Annotated in this window: 5 protein-coding genes; 3 read left to right on the forward strand and 2 right to left on the reverse strand. The window is 34.4% G+C overall.

Features of this window, described 5'->3' with window-relative positions:
• The first annotated feature begins 91 nt into the window (after window positions 1–91).
• Window positions 92–6601: a S8 family serine peptidase gene (locus Q0W95_RS05835; RefSeq protein ID WP_297790814.1), complete on the forward strand. Its 6510-nt coding sequence runs from the start codon at window positions 92–94 to the stop codon at window positions 6599–6601.
• A gap of 146 nt (window positions 6602–6747) precedes the next feature.
• Here the strand turns inward: Q0W95_RS05835 and Q0W95_RS05840 are convergent, their stop codons facing one another.
• Window positions 6748–7962 (reverse strand): FprA family A-type flavoprotein, encoded by a 1215-nt coding sequence (locus Q0W95_RS05840; protein ID WP_297790816.1) that lies wholly within the window; start codon window positions 7960–7962, stop codon window positions 6748–6750.
• A gap of 225 nt (window positions 7963–8187) precedes the next feature.
• Here Q0W95_RS05840 and Q0W95_RS05845 point away from each other — a divergent pair, with 225 nt between their 5' ends.
• Both Q0W95_RS05845 and Q0W95_RS05850 read left to right on the forward strand, forming a co-directional pair.
• On the forward strand, window positions 8188–9876 hold the full coding sequence (locus Q0W95_RS05845) for an acyl-CoA dehydrogenase family protein (RefSeq protein WP_297790818.1): 1689 nt from the start codon (window positions 8188–8190) through the stop codon (window positions 9874–9876).
• A gap of 112 nt (window positions 9877–9988) precedes the next feature.
• Window positions 9989–12469 carry a glycoside hydrolase family 3 protein gene (locus tag Q0W95_RS05850; protein ID WP_297790820.1) on the forward strand — a complete coding sequence of 827 codons (2481 nt, stop codon included), beginning with the start codon at window positions 9989–9991 and terminating at the stop codon, window positions 12467–12469.
• A 30-nt stretch (window positions 12470–12499) separates the two neighbouring features.
• Here Q0W95_RS05850 and Q0W95_RS05855 read toward each other — a convergent pair whose 3' ends face one another.
• On the reverse strand, window positions 12500–13012 hold the full coding sequence (locus tag Q0W95_RS05855) for a nucleoside 2-deoxyribosyltransferase (protein ID WP_297790822.1): 513 nt from the start codon (window positions 13010–13012) through the stop codon (window positions 12500–12502).
• Between the last annotated feature and the right edge of the window lie 104 nt (window positions 13013–13116).

The raw sequence follows: 13116 nt of genomic DNA on the forward strand, positions 1-13116 counted from the left end.
CACCTGTGTTAGGTCGTCGGCAGCGTCAGATGTGTATAAGAGACAGGAATAATATAAATAAAAATCACATATTTTTTAATTAGGAGAGTTTATGAAGAAGAAATATATAATCAAGGCAACTCTTGTTGCAGCCTTGTCTGTTTCATTTTTGTTCAGTGATACAGCCTTGGCTAGTGGCGAGGATGTGTCAAGCATAGCTGATAAAGAAAAAGATTCAGCAGAAACTAAAGATATAGATGTCTTAGAGGAAAAAGATAAAAATACTTCAAATGAAGAAGATAAGGCTAAAGAAGAAACTTCTAAGGACTTTGAGGATAATAAAGAAATAATTCCTAGTATGGAATTGTCTAATGGTAAAGAGACTAGTAGCCCAAACCAATATGGTGATGAGAATAGAGAAAATGGTGAAGAGAATAATAAAAAACCTATAGATAATAATTCTTCTAAGGAGGAAGAAAGTCCAAATACTTCCCAAAAACAAGAAGATAAGCTTGTCTACATAGCTGAATTTAAGGATAAAGAAGCTGGTAAAAAAGCAATCAAGGAGTTAGCTAAGTTAAAGAATACTAAGGTTTTATACGCTTATAACACGATTTTTAATGGTTGCGCTATAGAAACAAATCAAGAAAATTTGGATATTATTAAGGCAGTTGAAGGAATCTCGTCTGTTGAACGCTCACAAAAGGTTCAACCAATGATGAATCACGCCAGAAAAGAAATCGGAGTTGATGAAGCTATCGACTACCTCAAGGCAATCAATGCCCAATTTAGCAAGAACTTTGATGGTAGAGGAATGGTCATAGCCAATATCGATACTGGAACTGATTATAGGCATAAGGCTATGAGGATAGATGATGATGCCAAAGCTTCTATGAGATTTAAGAAAGAGGTCCTCCAAGGCACTGACAAAAATTTCTGGTTGAGTGATAAGATTCCTCATGCTTTCAATTATTATAATGGTGGCAAAATTACAGTAGAAAAATACGATGATGGTAGCGACTACCACGATCCACATGGAATGCACATAGCTGGTATTCTTGCTGGAAATGATACTGATGAAGACATTAAAAATTTTAAGGGAATTGATGGAATTGCACCTAATGCTCAAATATTTTCGTACAAGATGTATTCAGATTCTGGGGATGGATTCGCTGGAGATGAAACTATGTTCCATGCTATAGAAGATGCCATTAAACACAAGGTTGATGTAGTTTCCGTATCATCTGGTTTTACAGGAACAGGTCTTGTAGGTGAAAAATATTGGCAAGCTATTAGAGCTTTAAGAAAAGCTGGTATTCCAATGGTTGTAGCAACAGGTAACTATGCAACTTCAGCATCAAGTTCTTCTTGGGATTTAGTTGCCAATAACCAACTAAAAATGACCGATACTGGAAATGTTACAAGAACTGCTGCTCATGAAGATGCCATAGCAGTTGCTTCTGCTAAAAACCAAATTGTAGAATTTGATAAGGTTAATATCGGAGGAGAGAGCTTCAAGTATAGAAATATAGGAACATTTTTCGATAAAAACAAAATAATAACCAATGATGATGGCACAAAGGCTCCTGACAAGTTGAAATTTGTATATATAGGCAAGGGTCAAGATCATGACTTAGTAGGCTTAGACCTTAAAGGCAAGATTGCAGTAATGGATAGAATCTATACAAAAGATTTAAAATTTGCCTTCAAAAGGGCAGCAGATAAGGGTGCTCGTGCAATAATGGTTGTAAACACCGTAAACTATTACAACAGGGACAACTGGACTGTGCTTCCTGCTATGGGTTATGAAGAAGATGAAGGAACAACTTGCCAAGTATTTTCAGTATCAGGGGATGATGGATTAAAAATTTGGAACATGATTAATCCTAGAAAGAAAACAAAAGTTAGAAGAAACAACAAGGAAGACTTTAAGGATAAAATCGACCAATATTACCCAATTGATATGGCAAGCTTTAATGCAAACCAACCAAATGTTGGAGATGAAAAAGAGCTTGACTTTAGCTTTGCTCCTGATACAGATAAGGAACTTTACAAAGAAGAAGTAATAGTTCCAGCAGGTTCTACATCTTGGGGTCCAAGAATTGACCTCTTACTAAAACCAGATGTATCAGCTCCTGGTAAAAACATAAAGTCAACCCTAAATGTAATTGATGGTAAGTCAACCTATGGTTATATGTCAGGAACAAGTATGGCTACTCCTGTTGTGGCAGCCTCAACCGTATTGATTAGACCAAAACTAAAGGAAATGCTTGAAAGACCTGTGCTTAAAAATCTTCAAGGAGATGACAAGATAGACCTTACAAGTCTTACAAAAATCGCCCTCCAAAATACAGCAAGGCCAATGATGGATGCGACTTCTTGGAAAGAAAAAAGCCAATACTATGCTTCACCTAGACAACAAGGGGCAGGACTTATCAATGTAGCCAATGCCTTGAGAAACGATGTTGTAGCTTGCTTTAAAAATAAAGACTCCACAGGTTTGGTAAATTCTTATGGTTCAATTTCCCTTAAAGAAATCAAGGGTAAAGAAAAATATTTCACAATCAAGCTTCACAATACCTCTGACAGGGCTCTAACCTTCAAGGTTTCATCATCAGCCATAACAACTGATAGTCTAACTGATAGACTAAAACTTGATGAAACCTACAAGGATGAGAAATCTCAAGATGGTAAGCAAGTTGTTCCAGAAATGCACCCTGAAAAAATAAATGGAGCAAAGATAACTTTCGAGCACGATACATTCACCATAGCACCAAATTCAAGCTATGACTTAAAAGCTGTGATAAATGTTGGAGATGCAAAAGATAAGAATAAGTTTGTAGAATCATTTATTAACTTCGAATCAGTAGAAGAAATGGAAGCTTTAAACTCAAAGGATAAAAAAATAAACTTCCAACCATCACTATCAATGCCTCTAATGGGTTTTGCTGGAAATTGGAATAATGAACCAATCCTTGACAAATGGGCTTGGGAAGAAGGCTCAAAATCAAAGACTATGGAAGGCTATGATGATGATGGGAAACCAAAGCTTCCTGGAACATTGAACAAGGGTATCGGTGGAGAACATGGTATAGATAAATTTAATCCAGCTGCCGTTATCCAAAACAGAAAAGATGGAAATACAAAATCACTTGATCAAGATCCTGATTTATTTGCACTAAATAACAACCAAGGATTATTTGATCCATCACAAAGCGAATCAAAAGTCGCAAGAGTTTATCCGCTTGATTCTAAGGGACAAACACAAGAAGTTCAAATAGAAAGAGGGCTAACACCTTCCCCACTTGTTCTAAGAAGTGCAGAAGAAGGACTAATTTCAATTGTAAACACCAACGAAGAAGGAGAAAACCAAAAAGACCTTAAAGTTGTATCAAGAGAGCACTTCATAAGAGGAATTCTAAATTCTAAGAGAAATGACGCTAAGGGTATCAAATCATCCAAATTAAAAGTTTGGGGAGATTTGAAATGGGATGGACTAATCTATAACCCAAGAGGTAGAGAAGAAAATGCACCAGATGTTGATACTAACCAAGACCCAGCTTCTAAAATCAGAGGACAATTTGAACCAATAGCTGAAGGTCAATACTTCTACAAATTCAAATATAGATTAACCAAGGATTATCCATGGCAAGTTTCCTATATACCAGTAAAAATTGATAATACAGCTCCAAAAATTATTTCAATTGATTTTTCTAATCCAGATAAAATTAAATTGATCGCAAAAGACACCTACCACAAGGTAAAAGATGAGTACAAACACGAAACCTTGTTTGTAAGAGATCAAAAAGCACATCCTGAGAAATTTGAAGAAGTTGCTAACGAAGTATGGTATGCAGGAGCAGCTATAGTTGACGAGTACGGAGATGTTGAAAGAAACCTTGACGTAAAATATGCAGGAGAAGGCGAAGGTAGACATAGAAAGCTTGATGATAATGGAAATACTATCTACGAAATTAGCGGAGCAGGAGATTTAAGAGGAAAAATCATCGAAGTAATCGCCCTAGATGGAGCAAGCAACTTCACCAAAATCCATAGGATTAAATTTGATAATAAAGCTGACGCAAAAGGAATGATTTCTTATTACCTAGTAGATCCTGAGAAAGATGCTTCTTCTTACAAAAAACTAGGTGAAATTTCTGAAGAAAAACTCAAAAATGCTCAAAGTCCTGAAGCTTCAAATAAGGCAGAAGAAAAGAAAGATACTGTTGAGGAAAATCCTATAGAGGGACCTTCAAATCTAGAGTTAAACAAAGAAATCTCTACTGTTAGAGGCCTTGAAGATAAAGACCTAAAGAAACTAGTTAAAAAGAAATATAAGCAAGAAGTCGACTATGTAAATGGTGGAAAAAGAACAGTAGAACTTGATTATCAATATGATGAAAATGGAAATATAAAAGCCTATGAAGATGGAAGTGCTCTAGAATATGAAACTGAGAAACTTGATGATGTTAAATCAAAGCTTGGTGGAGTATTAAGCCCATCAAAGGATGGACATTTTGAAATTCTTGGAGAAGTAAATAATGTATCCAAATATGCTAAGGCTTACTATGGCAATGACTTTAAATTAATAGAAATTAAGGCAAGTAAATACGACCCACAAACAAAAACTCTAACCTTTGACTTATTCGCAAACACAAATGATGTAGTCGATGGCCTATCATTTACGGGCGATATGAATATCCTTGTAAAAGATAAGGGGCAAACAAAAGCTAAAACGAAAATAAGGATGCCTGAAAAGAAGGAAGAGGTCGAAGAAGCCTCTCCTTATGCTTCAAGCTATGGTAATATTATCGAACTCGGTGAAGGAGACTTAGCTAAGAAAAAACCAAAAAATCCAAGTGAAATGGATACAGGCATGATGTTCTACGATCAAGAAAAGGGTCAATATGTATTAAACGATAACATGATTATAAGAAAGGGTTATGCCCTAAGAGTTACTACATTTAACCCAGGAAAAACTGATATGCTTGATGGAAATGGAGTTTATAGCAAGGAAGATATAGAAAAAATTCAAAAGACTGCCCCTAACATCAAAGTTTTATCACAAAAAACAATCTACTGTGATAGTAGGAATGTTAAAGATGGAAGAAGCACTCAATCAGTCCTTATGTCAGCCTTGGATGGCTTTAATATAGTTAGATATCAAGTATTTACATTCAAGACTAATGATAAGGGAGAGGCTATAGATAAGGATGGAAACCTTGTTACAGATTCCTCTAAACTAGTTCTACTTGGCAAAGATGGCAAGGAATATCTTGGTGATTATAAGTCTAATGTAGAAGCTGTTAAGGAAGATGGGGCAATGTTATTTATTGACACAAAACCTGTAAGCCTAACTATGGACAAAAACTATTTCAATCCATCAAAGTCAAATAAGATTTATGTAAGAAATCCTGAATTCTATCTTAGAGGTAAAATTTCTGATAAGGGTGGATTTAACTGGGAAATGAGAGTTAATGAGTCAGTAGTAGATAACTATCTAATATATGGTGATTTACACATTGACAACACAAGAGACTTTAACATTAAGCTTGATGTAAAGGATGGGGACATCATGGACTGGGGAATGAAAGACTACAAGGCAAATGGATTCCCAGACAAGGTTAAAGATATGGATAGAAATGTCTACCTACAAACTGGTTATAGTAATCTTAATGCCAAGGCTGTTGGAGTTCATTACCAATTCCTCTATGATAATGTTAAGCCTGAAGTAAAAGTTGACCCTGAAGGAAATACTTCAATCGAATATGCTAAAGATAAATTTGTTAGATTTAACATAAGTGATAAAAGAAATAATGACCTAGCAGGAGAAATTCAAGACCAACATATTTATGTAAATGGTAAAGAATATAAGTCTCTTGATGATATAAAAGATATAGGTGATAAAGAGCTTAAAATAAAAGTTGTTGTAACAGATTTTGCAAGAAATACTACCGTAAAAGAATTTACCATAAATAAAGATACTGGAGATCTAGTTGAAGAAAAATCTCAAACAGTCAAAGTTTCTCTTCAAAATGATAAAGAATCAAGTACAGATATAGTAGTTGGTGAAGACTTCATCCTTCCAGCCTACAAGGGAGAGATAGAAGAAGGATACCAATTTGATGGTTGGGAAATTCTAGGAGTAGAGGGCAAAAGAGAGCCTGGTTATGTATTATTTGTAACAAAAGAAACGACTATAAAACCAATCTTTAAGAAAATTGAGGTTAAAAAGCAGGAAGAAAATAAACCTACTTTTGATATCAATAAGAAACAACAACAAACTCAACCTCAAGTAGACCCTAGCCAAACAAATGAGGGAGACGGTTCAACAGACTTACCAAACGAAAACACTTCAAGTCAAACAGATGAACCAAGCGAAAATAAGATTAAAGTTCCTAGTAAGTCAGACAACAAAAATAATGGTAACGAAAGAATAGGTGAATCTGGACATAAGAAAGTAGTTGGTGATAAAAAAGACAAGAAAAATTCAAAAGAAGAATCAAAAACTAATGAATCTTCGAATAAAAATGTGAAAACAGGTGTCTATGGCATATCAAGTGCCATTGCTAGCTTTTTTTCAGCAAGTCTTGGTTTATTTACAACAAAAAAGAAAAAATAAAAACTTTAAAAAGAAGTCGCTAGAAGCAGCGACTTCTTTTTTTTAGGAAAACTTAATGGTTAATTGCAATGTGAGAATAAAAAATAGGACAAAAAACAAAGGTTGGTGCAGATATTTATGCACCAGCCTCTTAAATTTCAAAATTATTATCTTTTGCTATCCATATCAGCCTTTATAGCCTTGGCAAGTTCAGCTATTTGGTCAACTTGCTCAATCTTGACACCAGAATTTATTTTTACATCTTCTCCAATGTAGTCAATCTTTGCGGTTGAAAGAATTTCCTTGGAAATTTCAAGACTTCTACCACCCCATGACCAGTTATTTAAGAAAGATACACTCCTATTAGTAAAGCCAGTACCTACAAGCTCTCTTAGGAAGGCATCCATCTTGTAATATAGACCTGAGTTGTAGTTTATAGGAGCAAAAACTGAGTGAGAATACTTGTGGCAATCACTTATTGGGTATGAAACGTCCCAGTCAGCTACATCGTAAGTTTTGATATTTTCAACTCCCAATTCAGCAAGTTTAGTTGCGAGAATATCAGCAGCTTCTTCTGTATCTCCATACATTGATGCATAGACAATAACAACACCTTCTTCTTCAGGAGTATAGGTGGACCACTTATTATACTTATCCATAATAAATTCTATAGAATCCTTATCAGTATAAACTGGACCATGTAGAGGAAGAATAGCATTTATTGGAAGTCCATCAATTTTCTTGAAGGCATTTTGAACCATTTTTCCAAACTTTCCTACTATATTAATATAGTATCTTCTTGCTTGCTCTAGCCAATCACCCTTGTGGATTACATTTTTAGCATGAATATGACCTTCAATAACGTTGAATGAACCGAAAGCATCAGCAGAAAATAGGATGCCTTCATTTGGCACATAAGTCATCATTACTTCTGGCCAGTGAACCATTGGAGTAAAAACAAATTTAAGAGTTCTTTTACCAATATTCAACTCATCCCCATCTTTTACTTCGTAATATCTATCCTTAAATTCATCGTTATAAAATTGCTCATAGAATTTGAAAGTCTTGGCATTACCAACAAACTTAGCATTTGGCCATTCTCTCATACAAAAATCTATATTTCTACAGTGGTCCGGTTCCATATGCTCAATTACTATGTAATCAAGGTCTTCTCCATTCAAGGCAGCCTTAATATTTTCTAGGTATCTTCTTGTAAAAGCAGCTTCTACAGAATCCATCAAAACATTTTTTTCATCCTTGATTACATAAGAACTATAGGAAACTCCATTTGTTAACTCAAACATATTCTCGAATCTATCTATTCTTCTATCGTTTACACCGACCCAATAGATATTATCTAAGACTTCAATAATATTGTGCATTATAACTCCTTTGAAAACTATTTTATTAACTAATAATATTATACCAGAAATTAATAAAAATGAAATTATATATAAATGATTATTATTATCAGTAATAATCTAAAATAAATTAAATTTATAAATCAATTAAAAAAGTATGTTAGAAATAATTTATTTGGGTATATAATATGTGAAAACTATTACAACAAGTAAAATTTTATAAAATAATTTAAGGAGAAAATAAAAATGGGATATAGTTTACCAAAAGATTTAGAAGAATTTAGAAAAGTCATTAGAAGTTTTGCAGAAGAAAAAGTAAAACCTATAGCCTTCCACCTAGACCAAACCAAAGAATTTCCTAAGGAAATTGTCAAAGAAATGGGAGAGATGGGTCTTATGGGGATACCATTTCCAGAAGAATTTGGTGGAGCAGGTCTTACAAACCAACACTACGCTATCGCAGTTGAGGAGCTTTCAAGAGTAGATGGGGGAGTTGGAGTAATTTGTTCAGCTCATACATCTCTAGGAACTTGGGGAATTAATGAATTTGGTAACCAATACCAAAAAGAAAAATACCTAAAGCCTCTCGCTAGTGGCAAAGTTATAGGTGGTTTCGGACTTACAGAAGAAAATGCAGGTTCAGATTCTGCAGGTACAGAAACAACAGCAGTCCTAAAAGGTGACCACTATCTTCTAAATGGTAAAAAAATATTCATAACAAATGCACCAGAAGCACAAACCTACCTTGTTACAGCAGTAACACAACCAGGCAAGGGCAACCACGGTATATCTATGTTTATTGTTGATAAGGATTTTGAAGGCTTTACTTTCTCAGAACCTTACGACAAACTAGGCATAAGATCATCAATAACAGCAGAGCTTCACTTTAAAGACGTAAAAGTTCCAAAAGAAAACTTACTTGGTGAAGAAGGTAAGGGCTTTAAATATGCGATGATGATCCTTGACGGTGGTAGAATTGGTATAGCAAGTCAAGCCCTAGGTATTGCTCAAGGAGCTTATGAATCTGCAAAAGACTATGCCCTAGCTCGTGAACAGTTTGGAAAAGCAGTTGGACGTATGCAACACAATGCCTTTATTATGGCAGATATGGCAACAGAGCTAAAAGCAGCTAGACTTTTAATTTATGATGCAGCTAAGAAAAAAGATGCCCATCTTCCTTATGGAATGGATGCAGCTATGGCTAAACTCTATGCATCAGATATGGCAGAAAAACTTACAAGCAAGGCTCTTCAACTTTACGGAGGTTCAGGCTTTATCAAGGGAGTGGACGTAGAAAGGTTCTACAGAGATTCTAAAATCACCCAAATTTATGAAGGAACAAATGAGATTATGAGACTCGTAATCTCAGGCTATATTTTCCCAAAACAAGCTAAGAAAGAAGAAGTTAAAAAAGAAGCTCCTAAGAAGAAACAATCTCAAGTAGGAGATAGAAAGCTTGTAATCCTTAAGGGAGACGAAAAAGAAGTCGCTAAAAAATTGGTAGAAGCTCTCAAGGCAGATGGTTTTACTTTCGACAAAAAAGATGTAGACCTAGAAGACCCAATCGAAAGTGCTGAGGGTGTAGTTGTTGCAGGTATGGGAATAGGTGAAGAACAAAACCTAGAAATGTTAAAAGAACTAGCAAAAGAAACAGGTTCTGTCCTATCATCAACAAGACCTGCTGCCCAAGTAAGGGGTTATGTTCCAACAAATAGATTCATAGGTCTTTCTGGAAAAAAATATTCTGGCAAACTCTACATTGGAGTAGGAGTTTCAGGAGCTATGCAACATCTTAGGGGCATTGGAGATGCAGGAACAATAATCGTAATAAATAATGATGAAAGTGCAAACTTCTTCAATAATTGCGACTATGGTATTATAGGAGACTTCCACAAGGTTGTCCCAGCCCTAATAGAAGAAATTAAAAATGCTTAAAATAAGAAGAGGTGGAAATGAAATTCCGCTTCTTTTTATTTGTGGATAAATGTTTGACTAAATGTTTATTCTTGTTTATAATAGTTCTATAAGTATTATAAGGAGAAATCAGATGAAAAAACAAGTTAAAATCAGTCTATCATTGATGCTTGCTTTGGGTATTGGGTTGTTTCCAACAAATGTATCTAAAGCTAAGGATATGAATAGTGAAAACGTTATTGAAGAAAATTCAATTGCAGATGGTCAACAAACGCCATTAGAAGAAATTACAGGCACACAAACAGAAAGCAATGGAAATAGTGGTGTATTATCTACAGAAAACAAGATAGATAATGAAAATAATAAGACGGAAGATGTATCTAATGAGGATAGGTCATCAAATTTAGAAGAAAAAAGTGCAAGCACTCCAGTTACTGATGATCAAAATGATAAAGAAATCATTGATAAAGTTTCTAAAATGACACTCGACGAAAAGATCGGTCAAATGATGATGTTGGAATTTAGAAATTGGGAAGATAAGGAAGGTAAGCTAAAACCAGTAACAGAACTAAACCAAGATATAAAGGATGCTATAGTCAAGTATAAAGTTGGAGGAGTGATTTTATTTGCTGAAAACGTCCAAACTACAGAGCAAACAACAAAACTAACCCATAATATCCAAAAAACAGCCATCGACAATGGACTAGATCCCCTTCTCATATCAGTAGATCAGGAAGGTGGAATTGTTGTAAGGCTTGGTACGGGAACATCCCTCCCTGGAAATATGGCTCTAGGTGCTACTAGAGATAAAGAGCTAGCTTATAAATATGGAAAGATAATAGCTCAAGAAATCAAGGCTTTAGGAATAAATGTAAACCTAGCCCCTGTTCTTGATACTAACAATAATCCTAACAACCCAGTAATAGGTTTAAGATCAATCTCCTCAGATCCGAAATTAGTTGGTGAGTTGGGGGCTGCTGTTATTAAAGGCTTACAAGATGAGGGAGTTTCTGCAGCAGTTAAACATTTCCCAGGTCATGGAGATACTGATGTCGATAGCCATTTGGGATTGCCTGTGGTTAACAAATCACCTGAAGAAGTTGATAAATTAGAGCTTGTACCATTTAAAAAAGCTGCAAATGATGATGTGGATATGATAATGACTGCCCACATATCATATCCACAGCTTGAAAAAGATACGGTTATCTCAAAAAAAGATGGCTCAATAGTTGGTATACCTGCTACTTTGTCCGATGATATTATAACAGGAATAATAAGAAATAAGATGCATTATAAGGGTGTTGTTATAACAGATGCTATGAAAATGAAAGCAATAGCAGATCACTTTGGAGAAGAAGAAGCTGTTATAATGGCTATTAAAGCAGGCGTTGATATTCCTCTTATGCCTGCCTTGATAGAAAAAAGATCAGATCTTCTCAAACTAGATAAGATTTATGCTAGGATAAAATCAGAAGTTGAAGCTGGAAATATCGATGAAAGCCAAATTAACCATTCAGTATATAGACTACTTCACCTAAAAAAAATGAGGAATATTCTTGATAAAAATCAATATAATATTCCACTAGAAGATAAAATTGAAAAAGCTTTGGCAATAGTTGGTAGCAAAGAGCACTTTGATCTTCAAAGGGAAATCACTGATAAGGCAATCACTGTTACTAAAAATATTAATAATGCACTACCGATTTATCCTAAAGCAAAAGAAAAAGTATTAATATACACTCCTTACAATAATGAAATACCAGGTTTTGAATATGGATTTACTAAACTTCAAGAAGAAAATGTTATTGATAAGGATGCTATAGTGGATGTAAAATCATTTTATGAATATAGGAAAGACCCACAAGCTGCGGACGAGATACTAAAACAATACGCAAAGGATTATGATTATATTATTGCTGTAAGTGAAGTTGGAAATGCGAGACATTTGCTAAAAGATAATTGGATTTCTAATATTCCTGATAGATTGACAACTTATGCAAAAGAAAATAACAAAAAATCTGCTATAATTAGCATTAGCAAACCTTATGACTTAGATAGGTATAAAAATGCAGATGCACATGTATTAGCTTATGGAGCTAAGGGAATGGATCCAACTGAAAAAGGAAAGGATCCAGTAAAAACATTCGGTCCAAATATTCCATTCTCATTAGATATAGTATTTGGTAAGGTTAAGTCTCAAGGAAAATTGCCAGTTGATGTACCTGGCTTGGATGAAAATTATAAGTATAACGATAAAATCGCTTATAAATTGGGCTATGGCTTGGAAACTACTCTAAGAAAAGATAAAAAAGAAATAAAACCAGAAGAAAATCAAAATTCAGAAGTTTCAGATGGAAGTTCTAATGATGAGAACTTAGGTTCAAATGAAACAAGTATAGTTGATAAAAGTAATAACCCAGCAAAAGATGATGAAGAAGCTAAAACTGATACCAACTTAAAAAACAAAGACAAAGCATCACTATCAAATGCTAATAAGGAAGAAATAACTAATAAAAATCAAGGACCTAAGACAGGGGTTTCTGGTCTAGGATCTATCCTAGGACTACTAGCTAGTTCTTTAGCTGGTGCATTTGCATCAAGAAAGAGAAAATAGCAAAAAAAAAGAGGCGATGAGCCTCTTTTTTTATAAATTGTTTCTGATGAACTTTTTTAATGCTTCGATTAAGTCGTCTGATGTTTTATAGATTCTTGGTTCATCAAAGGCGTTAGCATCCTTATCTACATAGGATAGACCTGTTATAAGTTTATTTATATACATAAAATCATTTTGGAAAACATCTTTTTTTATTTCTATAAGCTTATCGTCCCTATCGTTTCCAGTAAGCCTAATGTCTGTATATAGTTGGAAAATTGGGATTCCTCTCTCAAAAGCTATTCCCATTTCACCAGCAAGCCCTAAGTCTTCCGTATCCATAAGAGCTATCAGAAGATCGGATTCTTTTAGTCTATTATAATCAGCTAATAAAATATCAGATCCACTTGCAAATCCAGCGGCTTTATCATTGATTGTTAGATTGTCAGCTGGGTTGTAGAGGTCAATTTTTTCTTTGAATTCTTCTTCGAGAGCATCTTGAACTTTTTTTGCTTGCAATCTTTGACCTTCTATAAATAAATCGCATCCTAAATATATTTTCATTTTATCACCTCACTTTTATTATAGCAGATAAATTATTATTAAGAAAAATTTACTAATCCTTTTTTATCTCATATAATAGGAAGAGAGGTATTTATGAAAAGAAA

The organism is uncultured Anaerococcus sp. (assembly GCF_947253225.1).
Taxonomy (GTDB): Bacteria; Bacillota; Clostridia; order Tissierellales; family Peptoniphilaceae; genus Anaerococcus.

Coding starts and splice junctions, on each gene's coding strand:
- Q0W95_RS05835 (WP_297790814.1), top strand. CDS start 92: ATGAAGAAGAAATATATAATCAAGGCAACTCTTGTTGCAGCCTTGTCT.
- Q0W95_RS05855 (WP_297790822.1), bottom strand. CDS start 13,012: ATGAAAATATATTTAGGATGCGATTTATTTATAGAAGGTCAAAGATTG.
- Q0W95_RS05845 (WP_297790818.1), top strand. CDS start 8,188: ATGGGATATAGTTTACCAAAAGATTTAGAAGAATTTAGAAAAGTCATT.
- Q0W95_RS05840 (WP_297790816.1), bottom strand. CDS start 7,962: ATGCACAATATTATTGAAGTCTTAGATAATATCTATTGGGTCGGTGTA.
- Q0W95_RS05850 (WP_297790820.1), top strand. CDS start 9,989: ATGAAAAAACAAGTTAAAATCAGTCTATCATTGATGCTTGCTTTGGGT.